Source organism: Sporosarcina luteola (genome assembly GCF_023715245.1).
Taxonomy (GTDB): Bacteria; Bacillota; Bacilli; order Bacillales_A; family Planococcaceae; genus Sporosarcina; species Sporosarcina luteola_C.
In genome coordinates, this window is record NZ_JAMBNV010000001.1 from 454,946 (window position 1) to 477,488 (window position 22,543).

15 protein-coding genes are annotated in these 22,543 nt (G+C 41.2%); 12 read left to right on the forward strand and 3 right to left on the reverse strand.

Translation table 11 applies throughout. The annotated features are described in order from the left end of the window. Position 1: 1 nt before the first annotated feature. Together M3152_RS02255 and M3152_RS02260 are read left to right on the forward strand one after the other, a co-directional pair. Positions 2–1,033 (forward strand): NlpC/P60 family protein, encoded by a 1,032-nt coding sequence (locus M3152_RS02255; protein ID WP_251693578.1) that lies wholly within the window; start codon positions 2–4, stop codon positions 1,031–1,033. 67 nt (positions 1,034–1,100) lie between these two features. Continuing rightward, positions 1,101–3,146, forward strand: coding sequence for an S-layer homology domain-containing protein (locus tag M3152_RS02260; protein ID WP_251693579.1), 2,046 nt, complete (start codon positions 1,101–1,103; stop codon positions 3,144–3,146). Positions 3,147–3,441: 295 nt separating this feature from the next. Here the strand turns inward: M3152_RS02260 and murJ are convergent, their stop codons facing one another. From murJ to csaB, 3 genes are all read right to left on the reverse strand, one after another. After that, on the reverse strand, positions 3,442–4,953 hold the full coding sequence (gene murJ / locus M3152_RS02265; protein ID WP_251693580.1) for a murein biosynthesis integral membrane protein MurJ: 1,512 nt from the start codon (positions 4,951–4,953) through the stop codon (positions 3,442–3,444). Between the two features lie 445 nt (positions 4,954–5,398). Continuing rightward, positions 5,399–6,574, reverse strand: coding sequence for a glycosyltransferase family 4 protein (locus M3152_RS02270; RefSeq protein ID WP_251693581.1), 1,176 nt, complete (start codon positions 6,572–6,574; stop codon positions 5,399–5,401). 1 nt (position 6,575) lies between these two features. Next, positions 6,576–7,697, reverse strand: coding sequence for a polysaccharide pyruvyl transferase CsaB (gene csaB / locus M3152_RS02275; RefSeq protein ID WP_251693582.1), 1,122 nt, complete (start codon positions 7,695–7,697; stop codon positions 6,576–6,578). A 256-nt stretch (positions 7,698–7,953) separates the two neighbouring features. Here csaB and M3152_RS02280 point away from each other — a divergent pair, with 256 nt between their 5' ends. From M3152_RS02280 to M3152_RS02325, 10 genes are all read left to right on the forward strand, one after another. Beyond that, a complete protein-coding gene (locus tag M3152_RS02280) occupies positions 7,954–8,673 on the forward strand; it encodes a WecB/TagA/CpsF family glycosyltransferase (protein WP_251693583.1) in 720 nt (239 codons plus the stop codon). Positions 8,674–8,695: 22 nt separating this feature from the next. After that, positions 8,696–9,991, forward strand: a complete 1,296-nt coding sequence (locus M3152_RS02285; RefSeq protein WP_251693584.1) for a nucleotide sugar dehydrogenase — start codon at positions 8,696–8,698, stop codon at positions 9,989–9,991. 404 nt (positions 9,992–10,395) lie between these two features. Further along, entirely contained in the window at positions 10,396–13,539 is a 3,144-nt protein-coding gene (locus M3152_RS02290; RefSeq protein WP_251693585.1) for an S-layer homology domain-containing protein, read from the forward strand. Positions 13,540–14,204: 665 nt separating this feature from the next. Beyond that, positions 14,205–14,699 carry a tetratricopeptide repeat protein gene (locus tag M3152_RS02295; RefSeq protein WP_251693586.1) on the forward strand — a complete coding sequence of 165 codons (495 nt, stop codon included), beginning with the start codon at positions 14,205–14,207 and terminating at the stop codon, positions 14,697–14,699. A gap of 18 nt (positions 14,700–14,717) precedes the next feature. After that, positions 14,718–16,295, forward strand: a complete 1,578-nt coding sequence (locus M3152_RS02300) for an O-antigen ligase family protein (RefSeq protein WP_251693587.1) — start codon at positions 14,718–14,720, stop codon at positions 16,293–16,295. Beyond that, positions 16,279–17,199 (forward strand): Wzz/FepE/Etk N-terminal domain-containing protein, encoded by a 921-nt coding sequence (locus M3152_RS02305; protein WP_251693588.1) that lies wholly within the window; start codon positions 16,279–16,281, stop codon positions 17,197–17,199. The genes M3152_RS02300 and M3152_RS02305 overlap by 17 nt, the downstream gene beginning before the upstream one ends. A gap of 24 nt (positions 17,200–17,223) precedes the next feature. Further along, on the forward strand, positions 17,224–19,068 hold the full coding sequence (locus tag M3152_RS02310) for a polysaccharide biosynthesis protein (protein WP_251693589.1): 1,845 nt from the start codon (positions 17,224–17,226) through the stop codon (positions 19,066–19,068). Between the two features lie 128 nt (positions 19,069–19,196). Continuing rightward, positions 19,197–20,402: a glycosyltransferase family 4 protein gene (locus M3152_RS02315; protein ID WP_251693590.1), complete on the forward strand. Its 1,206-nt coding sequence runs from the start codon at positions 19,197–19,199 to the stop codon at positions 20,400–20,402. Between the two features lie 10 nt (positions 20,403–20,412). Continuing rightward, complete coding sequence (locus M3152_RS02320; RefSeq protein ID WP_251693591.1) at positions 20,413–21,435, forward strand: polysaccharide biosynthesis protein; 1,023 nt, start codon at positions 20,413–20,415, stop codon at positions 21,433–21,435. Continuing rightward, positions 21,432–22,541 (forward strand): polysaccharide biosynthesis C-terminal domain-containing protein, encoded by a 1,110-nt coding sequence (locus M3152_RS02325; protein ID WP_251693592.1) that lies wholly within the window; start codon positions 21,432–21,434, stop codon positions 22,539–22,541. The genes M3152_RS02320 and M3152_RS02325 overlap by 4 nt, the downstream gene beginning before the upstream one ends. The last annotated feature ends 2 nt before the right edge of the window (positions 22,542–22,543 follow it).

Here is a 22,543-nt window from a genome sequence, read left to right on the forward strand (position 1 = left end):
ATTGAAATTCAAAAAGATAAGAGAAATAATGCTGTTGCTGTTAGTAATGACAATTGCATTTCCGAGTTTGCATGCAAAAGCATCGACCAATAGCCTGGTAGAGTTTGCAAGAAGTTATGAAGGCACTCCGTACAAATTCGGTGGAAATACGCCTGAAACAGGATTTGACTGCTCTGGCTTTATCGTTTATGTCTTTAACCATTTCAATATTTCGCTGCCGCGGACTTCGGAAGGGCAATTCAATTACGGTGTTCCCGTAGATGCATCCGACCTGCAACCAGGTGACCTGCTCTTCTTTAGGGACACATACAAACCGGGAATCTCCCATGCAGGTATCTATTTAGGAAACAATGAATTCATTTCCGCTGAAAATGAAACACGCGGCGTCGCTAAAGCGAAGCTGTTCTCGCATCCGTACTGGGAGCCGCGCTTTGCAGGAGCGAAACGTATGATTGGATCGGCTTCAGCACCGGCCGAACCATCATTGCCCAAGATAACTTTTGAAGACATCACTCCGGATCATCTGGCGTACAACGCCATTTTGAAACTGAGCGGAAACGGAATCATCAACGGGTTTCCAAACAATCAATTCAAACCGGAAGAAACAATTACCCGTGGGCAGGCGGCAGCCATGCTGAATCGCGTATTGAAACTGAATCCGACGAATGAAGTGAATTTTAAGGATGTCGACAAAAAGCATCAGTTCGCAGCACATATTGCCGCGATGAATGAAGCAGACATCTTAAGAGGGTACGAGGATGGAAGATTCGGCTTGGAAGACAAGCTGACACGGACACAGCTTGCTGTCATTATTGATCGCGCCTTCAATCTGCATAAGAAAGTCGACGACCGTGTCTATATTTCCTCACTCTACGTCGACATTCCGCCTACCTATTGGGCAATCGATTCCATCAACGCTTTAAAGCAGTTGGACAAGACAGGCGTCTTCCAAACACCGTCCTATGAATTCACCAAAATCGTGACGCGGGCTGAATTTGCAGCAGCTGTTTATAGCGCCATCGATGTGAATTAAGGTCTGTATCTTAACTAACTGATTCATAGACCGATAGAAAGATGACAAAGCTTTTAGGGGGAAAATAATGAAACGCAAATTAGCAATGATGTTCGTCATCTTTATGCTCATGCTGCAACTGACACCGTCAGTCTCTCACGCAGATGAATTGACAGGTTTGACATTGGAAAAAGAAGTCCGTGAAATGGTATCCAGGGGAATCATTAAAGGATACTCAGACGGCAAAATCTATCCGAAAGCGGACGTGAATCGCGGAGATTTCGCAGCGTTCCTTGCGCGAACAATGGGACTATCACCTGAAGTGCCGGAATTCACGGACGTGAACCCATCATCCGCAATCGCAGGTGAAATCGGAGCCATCCAAAAGAGCGGGATTATGAAAGGCACATTGGACGGTAAATTCATGCCTCTGAAATTAATGACGAGGGAAGAAATGGCCGTCACAGCAGCCCGTGCTATCAACCACTTAGGAATCACAGTCGATGCGAATGACATCGTGCTGACAGATGAATCCCTATTTGCCTCAACGGAAGGGATCAACGCAGCAAAAACGGTATTCGCAGCGGGAATCATGAACGGGACGAAAGTAGATCCGACACGCACCATCATCACATTCGACCCAGCAGGACTTTCAAAGCGGGACCAAGTCGCAGCTGTGCTTAGCCGATTCTTCGCATTCCGTGCGAAACATGAAATTCCTGAAGTGGAACCTGAACAACCATCAATTCCGCAACCACCAGCACCACCCGCAGCGGATCCGGAGAAATTCCAACTTGCCGTTGTGGAGAATAAATCGATGAAGCTCTTGGACAAGAAGTACAATACGTACGCGGAAGCGGTCAAAGCATTTACCGCTAGTCCGATAGCTGAAGGAATCTACAAAGGCAAAGAACTGCTTCGCATCAAGAGCGGCATGGCGTTTGCCCAAGGTCCGCTAGGGGTCAATACAGTCATCTATTCCAGCCCGTCCTTCGGGACACAGCTAACATATATCGAGGCCGGTCGTGAAATGGGCGTGCTGGAATACGCGGAAAACTACATTAAAGTGCAAGTGGGGGACACAGTCGGCTACGTAAAGCAGAATCAAGTCGATTTCAGACCTGTATCCATTAATCAAGCAAAAGATTACTATATCGGAAACAGCAATAATGAGCTCCTCCACTATACGTATAACTATCTAACGAATGCCTACGGGGCATACAACATCGGTCCTGTTCCATCGTTCATGAAGATCGGAACCAAATACTATTCGAGAGATGGCGTCCATTATTTGGATGGTGCCGGTAAAGTGGCGGGGACACATTATCCGTACTTCCAGTTCCAATCAATTCGTTCGAAGACAGAGTATACAGCTGAGGAAATCGACGCGTTCATCCTCCAAATCATAACGGAGAAAGAGAACACCGGGCAGTCGAGATACGCAGGGGCAATCGTGAAGTCGAAGCTCCGCGGCTTAGGTTCCTACATAAAGGAAATGGAAGCACAATATCGGGTGAACGGTCTTTTCATCCTATCGACTGCCATGCATGAAAGTGACTTCGGCATGAGCCGCAACGCACTCGAAAAAAACAATCTATTTGGCATCAGGGTATTCGACAGCACGCCGGAAGCAGGGGAGAAATACGCTACCCCGCAACGCAGCATCGAAGCATTCGTATTGGAATACGCCAACAAGAACTACGGCACTCCGGGAGCAGCTTATGCGAAAGGCGCTGCACCTGGTAATAAAACCTCAGGCTTCAACGTCCATTACGCATCCGATCCTACATGGGGAGCTAAGATTTCAGGCCATATGTGGAGAACAGACAAAGCAATGGGCGGCAAGGATGGATACAAATACCGCCTTGCCATGACGAACATCAAATCATCATTGAACGTCAGAACGGCGCCGGTCGTCTCATCGGATACTTTGCTGTTTTCATTCAGTGAACGCGACCTTGGACGAAGCGGCGAAAGCGGCTATCCAGTCGCCATCGTCGAGCAGCAAAAAGGTGCAGACGGCTACATCTGGTACAAAATCTTCGCAGACTCCGTTACAAAAGACGCCAACGGAGAACACATCGAATTCGGATGGATCCGCGGCGACTTCCTGACAGAATTGAATACAAGATAATAAAAAAGTAGAGGGTGAGTGAAATCCCCTCTACTTTTTCCATTGAATCAAAGATTAAATTGTCAAAAGCACTAGGCGCGACCAGCGTTTTCGCTAGGAAGATACAATTCACCCGCGGCCATTACAATATCACGCATAAATCCAAAACTCCACGCATAAATCGCCGCATTCACGCATAAATCCAAAACTCCACGCATAAACCGTTGCATTCACGCATAAACCGCCGCATTCACTCATAAACCCAAAACTCTACGCATAAACCTCCATATTCGCGCATAAAATCCACAACTAACTATCACCCGCGCCTCAACAATCCAACAAACCGATTAAATCCTTCCCGATACATCACCCGGATCATTGACGCATAAACAACAACCCCAATCGGTACAAGCACGGCCAACTGATAAAGCGAATACCAATCCTTGGCATGCAGCAAAACTTTCGCGCCCCACACAGCAAGCCCCATCACAACCGCCGGTCCCACAACACGTGAACTCATCCGCGCAACACGCTTCAACTCGGCTGCACCTAAATCCTTATAAACTACAGCCATCGACACCGCAAAATAATAAACGCTCACAACTGAAGCTGATATCGCAAGTGCCGGATATCCATACTTATCAACCAACAGCCAATTTAAAATGAGATTCACAGCAATCGTCGTCACACTGATACGGAACACAACAGCGGTCTTGCCCCTTGAATACATCGATTTCGACAAGATCAGCTGCATCCCCTGGAACACGATAATCGGCAAGTAAAGCAATAACGTCAGATACGTATTCGCTGTATCCGCCGCTGTAAATTTCCCGCGTTCATAAATGAAAGAAACGACTGCATCCCCGACAACCAGCAAGCCGACCGCAATCGGCAGCAACGTCACCAATGAAATTTCCATCCCGCGGAAGACAGTATCCTTGAATTTATCCAGTTGCTCCGTCTGCTCGCTCATCAGCGTGAAAATGATAGCGGCAAGCGTCGTCGCATAGATTGCGTTCGGAATACTGATGATGAGCGATGAGTTGTTCAAATATGTAACCGCCGCCTCTTCTGTCCCGGAAGCGAAATACCTGTTCACAAATAAATTCACCTGGCCAACAACCGAATTCAACAGCGATGGAATGATCAGCACTAAAAATGCCTTCGCAAACGTCTTCTCCATATTGAAAACAGGCTGCCACTTATAATCGGAGCGGGCGAGTGCTACGACTTGCACAACTACTCCCATGACCGTCCCCGCAATAAACCCGTACACCAGCGAATAAATGCCCCACACGTCACTGAATAGAATCGCAGACAAAGCAGCCATCAAAGTCGCCAGCAGCTTCGACATCTGGGATGGAACAAAAATCCGGCGTGACTGCAAATAAGAATCGAGCAAGCCGCTCAACGCAATCATCGTCATGAAAGCGAAAAACAATCGTGTCATCTCGACGGCAATCAATTTCGTTTCAAACACCGCTTTTTTATAAATCAACGGCACGAACCAATCCGCAAAAAACCAGCCGAACGCGCTCACAAATATGAATAATAAAACCGTCCAATTCAAGAGGGCATTCGCATTCCGGTCATTATGGTCCGGATTCCCCGTGCGGCTCTTCACATACATCGGCAAAAACACATTATTGAAGCCCGTCGAAATCATCGCCACGACAAGCGTAATGAACCCGAACGCCAAGAAATAAGCATCCGTCTCATGCGAAGCCCCGAACTCATTCGCAACAATGGACTCGCGAATGAACCCCGACACTTTCAACATGAGAGCAAGCAACGTCGTCCACAAAGCCGCCTTCTTTAATTTGCTCATAGTCTTATCCACCTACCTGCACCAACGTCATCAACAACGCCGTTATTTAATTAAAGGACTTATTGGCATAATAAAACAAATTTAAAAATAGTATCTATATTTTTAAGGGAACTCCTACCGCTCAACGGGAAGTCCAACGCATTCTATCCGAGATCTTCGACCTCTTATGGGAAGTCACCAACCAAGAATAAAAAAATGCCCCCAACCTGGGCTGGAGGGCACTAAGTATCTTTTATCTTTAATCTTTTTTAACTCTATAACTATACAAGCAGGATATTTTGCTTCAGCCTATCCGTTGATTGTAGCGAAAGGCGGCGACTCCTGGGGGATTAGCGGGACAGGTGAGACCCCGCAGTGTCGCATAGCGACCGAGGAGGCTCACCGCCCGCCCCCCGGAAAGCGTCCGCCTGCAGCGCAAATCAACATCATCGAACCTGCTCAAGTTTTACTTTCCCAAAGCCTTCTCATAAATCTTCTCATACTTTTCAGCAGCAGCGAAATGCGAATACTCGGCAACAATCTTAGCCCGTGCCGTGTCAGCCAACTGCTGGCCAAAAGTTGGGTCATTAAGCAAACGGATCATCGCTTCGCTCAACGCCTCGACATTCTGCTCTTCCACCAACAGCCCGTCCACGCCGTCTTCGATGATCTCCTTCAAGCCGCCAACCGCGCACGCGATCAACGGAACACCGGAACCCATCGCCTCCAATGCGGAAATGGACGTCGCTTCCTCCACTCCTGCCGAATAGATCGAAGGGACAAGTGCCACATTGCTCAACGCATAATACTGAATCATATCTGCATGATCCACCGCGCCGACCATCGTCACCCGGTCAGCCACGCCGAGCTCTGCAGCCTTCGCTTTCATAGTCTCCATCATTTCGCCCGTTCCCGCAAATACGACACGTGCTTTCGGGAATTTTTCAAGGACCGCTGGCAACGATAAAATCGGGTAAATGACACCGTTCTTTTTCGTCAAACGACGGGGAACGAAGAAAATCATATCATCCTTCTCAAAGCCGTATTTCTCGCGGAACTCATCCCGACGCGAAATTTCAGGCTTGAATGATTCGACGTCAATGAAGTTCTTGATCATGTTGCCGACAACGCCTGTTTCTTTCTCGATATAATCCTTTATCCGTGTATCGACCGTAATCACTTCACGCGTTGACTTATAGGATTTCCACTCGGCTTCTTTCAACTTATCCGCTTCAGTGGAACCTTCCATGACCGTACCTTTGGAAATACCCTCGAAAGTCAAATAGCCATGCACCGTACTGGCGACAGGAACGTCCGATTCAAGCGCGGCAAGCGTCGTAAAAGCATCCTGCGCATTGATGATGTCATATCCGCCGCCCGAAATCTTCTCCTTAATAAGTGACTCCAGCTCGTCCTTCCGTCGGTTCAACGTCCAGACATAACCCGAACCTTTTTTCATCTTATTTAAAACGAAAGCCGGTCCGCGGACAACACCATCCTGCTTCCACTTAGGGACATCCGAGAAAGATACGATATCCACCGTATGGCCCCGTGACTCAAGTCCGGCCTTCAAAGTTGTCATATGGACTGATAATCCTCCTAAATGGGGATAATCATATGCAGTAGCCAATAATATTTTCAATTCAACGTCCTCCATCCAAAAATTGTTCCCGTAGTAAATCGACATTGCGAACAGCTTCCCGTCGCAACACGTCGACATTCGGCGCAATCATCTCTTTCGTCTCTGCACCATGGTCAAGCACGTAAAGCGCATTTTCAAGCAATGCTTCCTTCGTAAAATCTCCTAGAGGGAAAGAGCGGTCCCACATGCCTGAGCGTTTCAAAAAGCTTTCCACCTTTTGATCATAGCTCAACCCGATATGCGGCACATTCGAAAGCGCAGCGAATATCAATGCATGCAAACGCAAGGCGATTGTCAATTCAGTTCTGGAAATGAAATTATAAAACTCATTCGGTGTGAATGAATCGCCTAACAGCCGGGTCTTACTGGCATTCTTCATCTTTGCCATCACCTTTTTCGATACATTCGTATCGTAAGGCGGCTCCATAGGGACGAATACAGGCATGACACCCCTCTGTTCAATGAGCTCATCCAACACCCATGCAAGCTTCTCGATATACTCATCTTCATGATCAAACCAAGGACGAGGGGCCACCGCTACAAGTCGTTTATCGCCCTTCAATCCGAGCGAAGCATAAGCGACATTGTCTTCGGTAGGCTTGAAAGCGAACACGATATCAGCAGTAACGACCGTCTCGGGCTTCGTCACTTTCAAATTCTCAAGATACTCTTTCGAATACGTATCCCTGACGGTGATGAAATCAGCCTTATTGGCGAGTAACCGCATCAGGAATTTGCCCCACTTGCTTGTAACAGGACCGATTCCTTGCGAAAAGAACATGACCTTCGTTCCGCATAGCTTCGCCAGTAGAACGATAAGCAAGTAATAAGGAAGTGGTCCGAATAAAAACTTCGTCGGGTATGTATCCTGAAGCAACCCGCCGCCTCCGGATATCAACAGATCCGCATTCCGCAGCGCCTTCACCTTTTCCTTGTTCTCATGACGCCAGCCCCTGTAAACCGATTTTACGCCATGTTCCTTCGATGTCTTAGCAGGTGACAACGAAAAGACGGTTATATCTGGATTGTCCAGTTCGTCACGCAAATTATCGACAATGGCCTTCAAAATGGCCTCGTCACCTGTATTTCCAAGTCCGTAAAAACCTGAAATCACTATTTTCAATGGATATCCTCCTCAAAACAAAAGCTTCCACGAAGCCGTGAAAGCATAGTTATAAATAAATGTAAGTCGACTTTTTATATGGGACGAATTACTGAATGAAAATGTTGCCCTCTTCTTTAAATGAAAAGTCATCTCTCAACAAATTACTTATATCGTTAATTCTTACTCATTCTATCATCGTTCCCAATGGCTATGCAACCGCTTTGGGTTTCTGCTATACTTATACAATTGAATGCAACGAATCGAGGGTCAGACAATGAAAGAAACGTACCTTGGCGTCCATGTGTCGCCTCTTACATATGAAGGAATCATTACGGAAATAAAAACCCGGATGGCAGCCGGAGAACAGTCCACAATCATCGCCGTCAACCCGGAAAAAGTGATGACAGCACAAAAGAACCCGGAAGTGAAGGATCTTATTAACGGGTCGACGTTTCAAATAGCGGACGGCGTAGGCATATTGCTGGCATCCAAAATGAAAAAAGGGAAGATTAATTCCCGCGTCACAGGTGTAGACATGATGGCGAGGCTGCTGAAATTCGCCGCAGATGAACACCATCCCGTCTATTTATATGGTGCAAAAAAAGAGGTAGTCGAAAAAGCGGCCAATAATATTAAACAACAACACCACGGTATCACGATTGCAGGAATGACAGATGGGTACGAACAAGATGAAGAAGCACTCATACAGCGCATTAACGATAGCGGTGCTAAAATCATATTTGTCGCTCTCGGCAGTCCGAAGCAAGAACTTTGGATAAGACGAAACATGGATAAGCTGAAGAACGTCTTAGTATTTCAAGGGGTCGGCGGCAGCTTCGACGTCTTCTCCGGAACCGTCAAACGGGCACCCGCACTCTTCAGGAATACAGGTACCGAATGGCTTTATCGGCTGGCAAGCGATCCAAAACGGATCAAGCGCCAAATGAACTTGCCCCTCTTCCTGATGAACATCTTATTTAATAGAAGAAACTAAAAATAGTAAGGAGTCTTTCAATATGAAAAAGTCAATTTGCATAATCGGACTAGGATATATCGGATTACCGACAGCAGTCATGTTTGCCAACCACGGACATAAAGTGCACGGTGTCGATATCAATGAAAGCGTAGTGGAAAGCATCCGCAACAAACAGCTTCATATAGAAGAGAACGGTTTGCAAGAACGTTTAGATGAAGCAATCGACTCAAACATGTTCACAGTTTCCACTACACCGATAAAGGCGGATGTATTCATCCTGGCAGTGCCTTCGCCGATCAGAGAAGACAAAACAGCTAATCTCGAATACATCCGAAGTGCGGCGAAAGCAATCGCTCCATTCGTTGAAAAAGGGAACCTCGTCATTCTTGAGTCGACAGTTCCGCCAAGAACCGTTCAAGACGTCGTCATTCCGGAGCTCATCCCGACTGGACTCGAAATCGGGACGGAACTATTTGTCTCCCATTCACCTGAACGGGTTATTCCTGGCCGTGTATTCGAAGAACTCATCTCAAATGACCGTATCATCGGGGGAGTCAACGAAGAATCCGCAAAAATGACATCGGATCTTTACCGTTCATTCGTCAAAGGGCATATGCACGAGACGGACGATACGACTGCAGAGCTCGTCAAAGTGATGGAAAACACGTACCGCGATGTAAATATTGCATTAGCGAACGAGCTTGCGAAGCTTTCCGCAACGATCGGCGTAGATGTCTGGGAGGCAATCCGTCTCGCTAACTTCCACCCGCGGGTGAATATCCATCAGCCAGGACCAGGCGTCGGAGGGCATTGCATCGCCGTCGATCCATGGTTCCTTGTTGAATTAAATCCGGAAATCGCCAAGATCATCAACCTGTCACGCAAGACGAATGATGGTATGCCAGCCTACACGGCCGATCTGCTTACGACAATCTTGCAGGCGAAAGGGATTGAGACGACTGATGCGAAGGTGGCAGTACTTGGTCTTGCCTTCAAAGGCAATATCGACGACATGAGGGAAAGTCCATCCATCGACGTCGTAGAGGAATTACAAAAGAGGGCTTTGAATATCTTTGCATTCGACCCGCATATTAAAAAGAACAATTTGGAAATCCAAACGCAAAACATGGGTGAAGCATTGGAAGGGGCTCAAGCAGCCATCATTTTAACAAGCCATAATGAATTCAAGAATCTTAATCCAGCAGAAATTGCCGATGTAATGGAAAGTAAAATCATCATCGATACAAAACAATGCATCGACCGAGAAAAATGGCAAGCAGCTGGATTTGAAGTGTACGTGTTAGGGGATTCGAAAAACAGTCCGATGTGTAAGTAATAATAATAGATTTAACAAGATAGGCCGGCATTTTTGTCGGCCTTTTTACATGCCCTGTTTCAGAAAAACGATATTTCATTTTCGAATCCTCCATTTAGATTAATAGATAATGCCTACACATCGCACAATAGAAGAATTTTCAGAAGATAGATTAATATAGCTTGAGTTTTTCTAAAACTTTGCTATACTTGTTTAAGAGCTGACGTGCCGAGGTATGCGTAGTAATAAACTTTCAAACTCAAGTTTTTAAATCTACTTATCTATTAGAGTAAATTTATTCCGCTTGAAAATAAAGGTAGATTATTATGCGTATAGTTGGTATAATACATATTGAATCTTGTAGACTACTAGATTCATATGAAAGCTTCATAAATGTAATCATACAATAGGGAGGAATTCTACACATGGCTAATCAACCAAAAGCCTACAAAAAGTTTGTAGCTACGGCTGCAACAGCAACACTAGTTGCAACAGCAATCGTTCCAGTCGCTTCAGCGGCAACTAGCTTCAAGGACGTAAGCAAAGACTACCAAGACGCGGTAAACTACTTAGTAGAAAACGGAATCGCGCAAGGAACTACTGAAACTACTTTCGGTACGTCTAACAACATCTCACGCGGTGACGCAGCGGTCATGATCGCTAACGCTCTTAAATTGAACACTGCTACTGCTAAAGACGCAGGTTTCCAAGACGTTAACGCTCGTGTAGCTGGCGCTGTCAACGCAATCGTTGAAGCAGGAATCGCTAGCGGTAAAACTGCTACTTCATTCGCTCCAGCTGACTACATCACTCGTCAAGAAATGGCGAAAATGCTTGCTAACGCTTACGACCTAACTGCAAAAGAAACTGCTAACTTCAAAGACGTAAACAGCAACTGGATCGGTTATGTTTCCGCGCTTAAAGAAGCTGGAATCACTCTTGGTAAAACAGAAACAACTTTCGCTCCAACAGCTAACTTGACACGTGGAGAATTCGCATTGTTCATGTTCCGTGCTGAAGGTATCGATACTACTCCAGCACCACCAGTAAATGTAAATGCTACTAAAGTCAGTTCTGTAAGTGCATCTAACTTGAAAGAAGTAGTTGTTGAATTCGACGGTCTGGTTGATGCTGATTCGGCGGAAGACGTTTCAAACTACTCAATCAATAATGGTGTAACTATTAAATCAGCTTCACTTTCAAAAGAAGGAAAAGCTGTAACATTAACAATTAACGGTGTTTTTGCTAATCAAGAAGAATACCTATTGGATGTTAAGAAGGTATTTGCTGGAGATAAAACCGTTTCTGTAGATGATTTCGCGTTCACTCCACTTGATAATACTTTGCCAGTAGTTCAAGAAGTTGTTTCATTAGGAACAAAAGCAGTCAAAGTAGTATTTAACGAACCTATTAAAACTGCAAATGCTAATAACTTCAAAATTGATGGTAAAACTTTTTACGGTTCAGTTTCACTTGATGGAAGAGAAGCAATTTTAACTCCATATGATACAAGCACATTAACACCTGGAGAATATAAATTTGAAGTTACTGGAGTAGTTGACTTCCAAGATCTAAAGTCTCTTGCTTCTGAACACAAATTAGTTGTTGTAGAAGACAAAGTAGCTCCAACTATCGTTGAAGTTTCAGCAACTTTAGAAAAAGCGGTTGTTACATTTAGTGAAGACGTAGATCCAGACACTGTAAGTGCAGCTAATGTATATTACAAATCAGGTGATACAAAGTACAGAGCTGATTCTAAAAAGAAAATTGCCGGCAATAAGTATGAATTCGAATTCAATACTAACAAGTTACCAGCATATGAAACAACTCTATTTGTAGAAGAAGTAAAAGATTATAGTGGAAACAAAATTTCTGAAACAAGCGTAAAAATCAAAGCAGAAGTAGATCAAACTCGCCCTGAAGTAAAAGATGTTGATTTGGCTTCCGATAATAAAACAATTACTGTTGAATTCTCTAAAGCTTTAGCTTCTACTTCGAATGATCCGAAATACTTCACTGTAACTGATAAAGATGGCAAAGTACTTGGAGTGAAAGACGTTAAGTGGGGAAGTAACAATAGAGTTCTAATCGTTGAACTTTATGACGCTCTTCCAGAAGGCAAAAACTCTCTTAAAGTATCAGGCATTAAAGATGCTACAACATTGTCAAATACAATTTTAGATTCTACACATGAGTTAGTTGTAGGAGACACTGAGGGTCCTGGTAAACCAACAATCTCTACAAACGCCGAGAATAGAACTGTTGTATTAACATTTGATGAAAAAATGGATTCTACTACTTTAGCAAATCGTGCTAATTACCTAGTAGAATTCAACGGTAGTTACCGCACTCTACCATCGAATGTTGAAATCCTTCTTGTTCAAGATGGCAAAGGTGTACTATTCACTTTCCCTAAACAAATTAGTGGAACTGATGTAGTATTTGGAAATAACCTTACAGGAATTCAAGTAATGGGTCTTAAAGACGCTGCTGGAAACTTGATCGAAGGTTATGTTCAAAAGCTAGATATTACTGGTACTACTGAAGCTGGTCTAGCAGCAAGATATAGTTCAACTGTAACTGAAAAAGCTGCTGCAACTGCTAAGAGAACAGTTAAAGTGAAATTTGATCAAGCAATTGCTTTCGCATCTGCGGCTGATTTCACTTTAAGTGACGGTACTGTAGTTTCTTCAGTGTCATATAATAATACTGACACTGTTACTCTTACAACGGCTACTGACATTCATACAAGTGCACCTATTAATGTAACTGTTAAAGCTAATAACAGCATTAGAACTGCTTCGGGTTCGAAAGCATTGGTTGGAGGAACTACTACTGCTGTAGCTGACTTAATCGCGCCAGAAGTTAAACTTGGAACAAATGTAACTACTCTTTCTGTGAAGAATGCTGGTCCTAATGCAGTTATTTCACTTCCTTTCAGTGAAAACTTAGTTGCAAGTTCCGATACAGCAGCCCTTTATGCTAACGATTTAGTAGTAACTCGAGTTTCTGATGGTAAAGTATTGACTGCTCAAACAGATTACACTACTCAAACTGCTTCTGGTGATGCTGCAACAATTGAAATTATTGTTAAAGATGCTGTAGGCGGAGATTCTAAGTATACTGTTGCTGTTAAAGCTAATGCCCAGTACATCAAAGATGCAGGAACTTACGGTAATAAAGCTGCTGCTAGAGCGGCAATTACAACTGTAGATTCACTTGACCTTGCAGCTGTAAAAGCACCTACAGTTTCAGGTACTTATAAATCAGGCGATGCTTCAAAAATTGAAGAGAATGAAACTTTGGTATTTACTTTCGACGATAAGCTTGATGCTGCAGTTTTAGTTGCACTTCAAAACGAATTTAATACTCAGTTCGGCGGATCAGGTTACACTATCGCTGTCGACAATAATGGCTCCCAAGCATTTGTAACAGTCACACGTACTAATGCGACTGCTGTAAACATTACAGGTGTAGGTAATAACGGAGTGATTACATTAACAGCTGGAAACGTAACAGATGATGCGGGTAACACTCCATCTTCTAACCTCACAGTTGATATTAAGTAATCAAATATTAATTTGTGACTTAAGCCTTCACTTAGCTATTTGTCTAAGTGAAGGCTTTTTGTTGCTCCTATATAAAAAATGACCAATTATCTTACAGAAACCTCCTTTAGTTTTTGAGAACTTAGGGGGATTTTCTCATTATAAATAATGAATTTCTCAGATTCCTCGAGGCATGTCCGATTTAAGAAATAAGCCTCGCTTTGCAGCGCGGTAAAAAAATCCGGATCTATCACCAATTACTTCACATTTAAAGTTGTGCTGATGACATGTACCAATACGTTGGAAGTAACGGCTTAAAATGAGGTGATCAGCAGTTTCATGTAATGATATTAAAGTGTCAGTTTTCCTATCTGAAAAAAAGTTTGCTCTTGATGGTATATGACAAATGGTGTTTGAGCTGAAGTAGCCGAAGGATAAAAACAAGGGAAAGCGATGATTTCAATAAAATTCGAAGACTAGTGAAATCAGTAAAATACGAGGTAGTCACTGTTACTGAAGGTACGAAGGTGGATAAGAAAGTTCTTGGTACTCCATTTCAACTAAAGATCTATTATGAAAACAACCGTGACTTATGTCGTTTTTTAAGCTATACTGTAAAAGAATTGCGAATTATGACTATGTGAAACTATGAAACTATGAAAGATATAAGAAAGGTTGAAAATAGAATGAGAATACAAGAGTCAAATAGACGATACATATTTTTGGGCAGTGTTTTGTTTGTTTTAATTGCTATTTTCGTTGCGAATGTTATGGGTAAGTCTCAGGATAAAGTATATGTTGCAGATGAAGCTTTGTATAATGAAATGGTCACACAGCTTCAACAGGGTCAATATGAATTGGCTTTGGAGAAGTTTCATCGCTTGGAAAAGCAGCAAGAAAATTCGGAGGTTGCCAACTATATAGTTGGTCTTGCAGCTGCTAACGCGGGGCATATTAATATGGGCGTTCAACACTTTCAACGAGTATTAGATATTAACCCTCACAAGGTTGAGGATTCTATGTTCATGTTACAGTTTGCAGAATTACTCGTGATGGCTAATATGATGGAAGAAGCTGAGATTGTTCTAGAACGTTGTGAAATGTTACCTACGCCCGAAGATTTTCCACAATATCAAGAAACTATTTTAGAAATGAAAAAACTGATCAATGGACAATCGTAAAAAGGAAGGTACGATACTATGACATATTATTTTAATACCGCAAAAACGACAGACCTTAATGAGGAATGTGAAAACCGCGTCTCTAGAAAAAGAACAGATCGATGGATATTTGCCTTATTACTGCTTGCTATGGCCTTAATCCCGCTTTTAGTAGGAGGGCACGTGAAAAATGTCGTAGGACCTCATATTTCTACTATTGGCCTTCTTACTTCCGGTGTTAAGGGAGATCTTTTCACATATTATAAGATGGTCAGCTTAATTATTTTAACTGTGATTGCTGTTATCATGTTGCTATCCAAATTGTTTTTCATGAACGGCAAGCTTCGCTCAACGAAGTTGAACTTGTTTATTAGCATTTTTGCAGTTGCTATCATTCTATCAACTATTTTTTCTAAAAGTATTTCTATAGCTCTATGGGGACAGTTCAACCGTTCAGATGGGGCCATTTCATATATATGCTATCTAACTTTGTTTTTTGTTGCAATGAATATTGAATATCCGAAACGCGCTATTCATTATGTTATGTATGCATTATACCCATTTGTCTTTATTAACTTGTTCCTAATTACGATGAATTTTTATGGTCATGATGCAATGAAGTACCCTCTGGTCCAAAAAATGATGACGATGTTTGTTCCAGAAGGTGCATCATTAGGGGATAACTCTATCTTACTAGGTACGCTTAACCAATGGAACTATATGAGCGGGATGTTTGCTGTTATGACGGTTATGTATCTAGCATGGGCAATTATAGATCTTAACAAGATTAGAAGTATTATAAATACGGTTTTTGCAGTCGTTTCTTTTGCCATTATGCTAATGTCAACTTCCACAAGTGGTTTCTTGACAATTGTTGTACTTATTCCATTACTAATTGTTTTAGTCTATAAATCTGGTAACTATAAGAAAGCATTGGTTGCTGTATTAGCATTTGCATTTCTTAGTGCACCAATTTTTCATATTCTTGCTGAAAAGAGTCCAAGAGTATGGTCTGAATCGATCGGTTTCCTTATAGAGAAGAATCCCTATGTTAAAGAACAGCCTAATGCAATGAATGCGTCTGAGTTCAAATATACATTAGAGAATAAAGCCTTTGCTGCAGAGAATCAATTCGAGCTTCCTGAGTTACCAGAAAGGGGAATAGCTGCTGGTTCTGGTCGTGCGTATATTTGGGAAAAGACTTATGACTTAACGATAGATCGTCCCTTATTTGGTTATGGTCTTGATACATTAATGTATCATTTTCCGCATTACAATATAGATGCTCGAGCTGGTATGTGGGATGAAAATACAATTATCGACAAACCACATAGTATGTATATGGGTATTTTTTATGGAACTGGCATAGTTGGTATCATCGGATTTGCCGGGATTGCCATCCTAACAGTTTCGGCTGCCTTGAAAATAGTTTTTACAAGGAGACAAGCTACTATAGCTGTCCTCGCCGTAGGATGGATTGCATACCTATTCCAAGCATTATTCAATGACTCCCTCCCTGGATCAACAGGACCAATGTGGACGATAGCTGGAATGATGATAGGTATACTTATGCTAAATAACGACATTGAGGAGAAAACTAATGGAAGAAACGATTGAATTACGTGAATTAATTGAGACAGTTTGGAAAGGTAAGTGGATCATTGCTGGCCTGACTGCACTCTGTGTATTCATAGCAGCCATTGTAAGTTGGTCTGTCCTTCCGGAGGAATATGAATCGAAAGCTACGGTTCAAGTGGCCAGTGAAGTTCAGGACGCGGGAATTATGGCGAGTTATGTCGCAGCAGAGTTTACACCGGTAATTTTCACACAACGAATTAAAAATCCGACGCTTATGGATGAAGCTCTTGAAGAAGCCGGAATCAAAGAAAAATTCGATGTGGAGCGTCTATCTGTCAACACGCAAGCAAATACTAATCTTGTAGAGTTGAAGTATACGGCGTTTTCTCCAGAAGTGGCGCAACAAGAATTAACAATATTTATTCAAAAAACGAAAGAGCGTATGAACGTGTCTGTGAAAAGCACTTTGGACGAACTTGAAAAAACATATACATCAGAGTCAAAACATCTTTCCGGGGAAATTGAAGCACTTGTAGGTAAATATAATGAAAAAATTGCCACAAATGGCCTTCCTGAAATATTGATCATGCAAACGTTGATTGGATCACAGATCATCACGCCGGTTACTGAAGAACAAATGAACGCCTTATCAAGAGTGGATGGCACTCTTCATAACGAGCTAATGCAAATGCAAGCGCAAATCGCTTCAAAATCTGCTGAATATCGAAAAGTTCTAGATAAATACCAATCAGTAAAAACTGGTCTCGATAGTTTCAGGCCAGATCCATTCATTCGTCAAATCGTTGATCCGACGTTACCGGAAAGACCATTTGCACCGAGTAAATCTTTGAATGTGGCTATTGCTATGACCATTGGTCTATTGGCAGGAGTAGGAATTGTGGTTTTCCGTGAGTACTGGAAGAACTCTGCACCGGTAAAATAGGATATTAGAAAGAAGGTTCTGAAATTGGGTTACAAATTACGATACCTTACATTTTTTATACTCGACTCAGCAATCGTACTTTCTGCAATATTCATGAGTTATTATTTGCTTCATCCAACGATTCCTGTATTTTCAGACACGATGATATTGTTAAGTGCAATTACTCTACTTATTAGTCACCACATTGCAGCTTATTTTTTTCACTTATACGATAGAGTTTGGAGTGTAGCCTCTGTCCGTGAGTTATTTATTATTGGACTAGCAGTTACAATTTCCGTAGCTGCCGCGAGTGGTATGCAATATCTTATTAAGAATGATATCTATTTTAGGATCATGGCGATTACATGGATGCTTCATATAATTATGATTGGTGGCTCTCGATTTTTTCTACGATTAATTAAAGATCGTGAATCATTTATAAATCACGTGGATAAAAGAAGGGTTCTCATTGTTGGAGCTGGTAAAGCTGGGACAATGCTTGCAAGAAATCTCCAACGTGCTAAAAATCCAGAGCATTTGCCGGTTGCTTTTGTAGATGATGACCCGAGAAAGCAGTACTTAAAAATTATGAATATAACAGTTCAGGGAAAAACAAAAGATATCGAGAAACTTGTGGAAAAAAAGAAAATTACGGACATTATTATCGCAATCCCATCACTTGGACGAATGGGGATAAGTAGCATTTATGAAAGATGTGCGAAAACGGGTGTGAAAGTAAAAATCATGCCCAAGATTGAAGACGTCATGACAGGAAAAATCTCGGTAAACGATATGCGTGATGTTAATATCGAGGATCTACTTGGTCGTGAAGAAGTGCAGCTTGATTTAAAAGCAATAGCAGATAAGTTAACGAACAAAACAATTCTTGTTACAGGTGCAGGCGGATCTATCGGTTCAGAAATTTGTCGGCAAGTACTTGAATTTCGACCGAAGCAATTGCTTCTCCTCGGTCATGGCGAAAGTTCAATTTATAATACAGACATGGAATTGAGAAAAAAGTTTACTAAGAATACGAATATCATTCCCATCATTGCTGATGTTCAAGATCGAGAACGTATTTTTGATATAATTGATCAATATAAACCTGATGTTATTTACCATGCCGCAGCACATAAACATGTCCCACTAATGGAAGCGAACCCGATGGAAGCAGTCAAAAACAACATATTTGGAACTAAAAACATCGCGGAAGCCGCAGACATGTTTAGCGTATCGCATTTTGTACTTGTGTCAACAGACAAAGCCGTCAACCCTCCAAACATCATGGGTGCAACAAAACGTTTTGCTGAAATGATTGTCCAAAATCTTGCAAAAACCAGCGAAACCAAGTTTGCCGCAGTTCGGTTTGGAAATGTTTTAGGATCTCGTGGCAGTGTTGTACCATTATTTAAACAGCAAATAGCACAAGGTGGTCCAGTAACCGTGACAGACCCTGAAATGACACGTTACTTTATGACAATCCCAGAAGCCTCTAGGCTCGTAATCCAAGCGGGTACCTTGGCAATGGGCGGCGAAGTGTTCGTCCTAGACATGGGCGAGCCGGTAAAAATCATAGATCTGGCGAAGAACTTAATTAGGCTGTCAGGGTATAGGGAAGAAGAAATTGAGATTAAATTCTCTGGTATTCGGCCTGGTGAGAAGCTGTATGAAGAGCTTCTGAATGAAAGTGAACGGCAAAGTGAATATGTTTATCCGAAGATTTATGTTGGGAAAGCTACACCAATAAGTGAGTTAGAGATGGAGTACGTATTGGATAAATTGCTTGGTATGGAGATATATGAGTTGAAGGCTACGCTTATAGGTATTGCGAATCGGAAGGTTCCAGAAGTTAAGAGTAAGTTGCTGTTGTTCGAAACGGAATATTCTTAATTAATTTGGTGTTTTATGAATGTTTTCTACTAAAGAAATTTTCGGGACACAAGGGATACAAGCAGCCACTTTACTTCTAGGTTTTGACTGCTGAAGTTATAGAATAGAAGAGAGGTGGCATTTTTAATATGAATATCTTATTAGTTACCTTGGCGTATCCAGAAGATGAAAAACAAACTAATTTATATACAGATTTAATGTCAGAGTTCAAAAAAAATGGGCACGATATTACAGTTGTATGTCAGAGGGAGAGAAGACATAAAAAGCAGACTGAAATAACTCCTCACCAGACCATTCCCGTTTTGAGAGTACGAACAGGAAATATTACTAAAACGAATATAATAGAAAAAGGTATTAGTACGTTACTTTTAGAAGCCCAATTTATTAAAGCAATAAAAAAACATTTGAGAAATAAAAAATTTGATCTTGTTTTATATTCGACTCCACCAATAACGTTGGAGAAGGTAATTAGATTTTTAAAAGTTAATCAGGAATCCATGACCTATTTGTTGTTAAAAGACATTTTCCCTCAAAATGCGGTCGATATTGGTTTATTACAGGAAAACAGTATTATCCATAAGTATTTTAAGAAGAAAGAAAAAGCACTTTATAATTTAAGTGATGTTATAGGTTGTATGTCTGAAGGTAATAAACAATTCTTAATTAAACATAATCCTGAAATTGATAAAAGGAAGGTAGAAGTAAACCCCAACACAATAATACCTACAATTATGAAAACAATATCTCCTCATAGCAAAATTAGAGAACAATTTAATATACCTCAAGATGCGCTTTTCTTTATTTATGGTGGTAATTTAGGTAAACCACAAGGCATTGACTTTCTGATAAGTTCTCTGAATATGTATAAAAATCATGAGGACATATTCTTTCTAATTGTTGGTTCAGGGACAGAATATACAAAGATACAAAAATTCTTGGAAATGAATAAGCCTATGAATATTAGGCTTGAAGCTTATATGCCAAAAGAGCAATACGATGAAGTAGTACGTGCTGCTGACATAGGTTTGATTTATTTAGATGAGCGTTTTACAATTCCAAATATCCCTTCAAGATTGACTGCATATATGGATAATTCAATACCAGTTCTAGCTGTTGCCGATAAAAATACTGACTTGAAAGATATAATTCATGATGCACGGTGCGGATATTACACGCCTTCGGGAAATGAAATATTATTTAAAGAAACAATTGAAAAGATAAAGAATGAAAGAGAATCTTTAAAAAATCTTGGGGAAAATGGTCGTCAATATTTAGAACATTACTTCCATGTTTCAAGATCATATGAAAAGATTATGAAACATTTTAACAGATAGGATGGGTTTTATGTTTACAAATAAAACATTACTTATTACAGGCGGCACGGGTTCATTTGGAAATGCAGTAATGGAACGTTTTTTATATACTGATGTAAAAGAAATTCGTATCTTTTCACGAGATGAAAAAAAGCAAGACGACATGCGTAAATTATATAATAATAACAAGTTGAAATTCTATATTGGAGATGTACGAGATCTTGCTAGCGTAAAGTATGCAATGAATGGTGTAGACTATGTTTTTCACGCCGCGGCACTAAAGCAAGTCCCTTCTTGCGAGTTTTTTCCGATGGAAGCTGTGAAAACAAATGTTCTTGGGACTGAAAATGTGTTAAATGCATCAATTGAATTCGGTGTGAAAAAAGTAATTTGCCTTTCAACGGATAAAGCAGCATACCCAATTAATGCAATGGGGATTTCTAAAGCAATGATGGAAAAAGTATTTGTGGCAAAAGCGAAAACTGTTTCTCCCGAAAAAACTCTTATTTGTGGAACAAGATATGGAAATGTTATGGCATCCCGTGGTTCAGTCATACCACTCTTTGTAGAACAAATTAAAACTGGGAAGCCACTGACAATTACAGATCCAGATATGACAAGATTTCTAATGAGTTTAGAAGAAGCGGTTGAACTCGTTGTTTTTGCTTTTGAGAATGCTAATACTGGCGATATAATGGTGCAAAAATCTCCAGCTTCGACAATTGCTGATTTAGCACAAGCAGTAAAAGAAATCTTTAATGCAGATAATGAACTCAAAATCATTGGTACACGTCATGGAGAAAAGCTATTTGAAACTTTACTTACGAGGGAAGAACATGTAGTTGCAGAAGACCTAAAAGGCTTCTACAGAGTACCTGCAGATAATCGTGATCTGAACTATGATAAATACTTCAAGGAAGGTAATGAAAAACTTTCTACGGATGAAGAATATAATTCGCACAATACATATCGACTTTCAATCGAGCAAATTAAAGGCAAGCTTTTAGAACTTCCTTATATACAGAGTGAATTGAAAGGATGGAATAACAAGTGAAAATACTTGTAACTGGTGCAGGAGGGTTCCTCGGTAAAAATCTAGTTGCTGAGCTGAAAAATCAGGGGTATGAAGATTTACTTTTGTATACAAGAAATCAGACAAAAGATGATTTGGAAGCATATACAAAAGAATGTGAATTTGTTTATCACTTAGCTGGAGTTAATAGAACTAAAAATGAAAAGGAGTTCATGGCTGGAAACTATGATTTAACTTCCGAGTTGTTAAAGTTTCTGAAAAAACATAATAACAAATCGCCGGTACTTATCACTTCTTCTATTCAGGCCGTTAAGGATAATCCATATGGGATAAGCAAAAAAGCTGGAGAGAATTTAGTTTTCAAACACTCCGAAGAAACAGGTTCAAAAGTATATGTTTATAGACTTCCTAACCTATTCGGGAAGTGGAGCAAACCAAACTACAACACGGTTGTTGCAACATATTGTTACAATATCGCTAGAGGTCTAGATATTCAGGTTAATAATCCAGACGCAGAACTTACCCTGTCCTATATAGATGATGTTTTAGAGGAGTTTATAAAAGCATTAAAGGGAACCCCATCAATAATAGATAACTATTGTTATGTACCAATAACACATTCAATTAACCTTGGTGATCTGGCAAGGATAGTAAAAAGTTTCAAAGAAACTCGTAATAAATTGAGTATTCCCGATATGGATGATGCGTTAACTAAGAAGCTTTACAGTACTTATTTAAGTTTTTTACGAGAAGATGATTTCTCCTATGCTTTGAAGATGAATAAGGATCAACGAGGTTCTTTTACTGAATTTATTCGAACGCCTGATAGAGGGCAAGTATCAGTTAATATATCCAAACCAGGAATTACAAAAGGGAACCACTGGCATCATACTAAAAATGAAAAGTTTCTAGTCGTTAGTGGAGAAGGACTAATAAGATTTAGGGAAATAGATTCTAATGAAGTTATTGAATACAGAGTGAATGGAGAAAAGCTTGAAGTTATAGATATACCCACTGGATACACTCACTCTATAGTAAACGTAGGAAAAACTGACTTAGTAACGGTAATGTGGGTAAATGAATGTTTCGACCCCGACAAACCAGACACATTTTATTTGGAGGTTTAAAT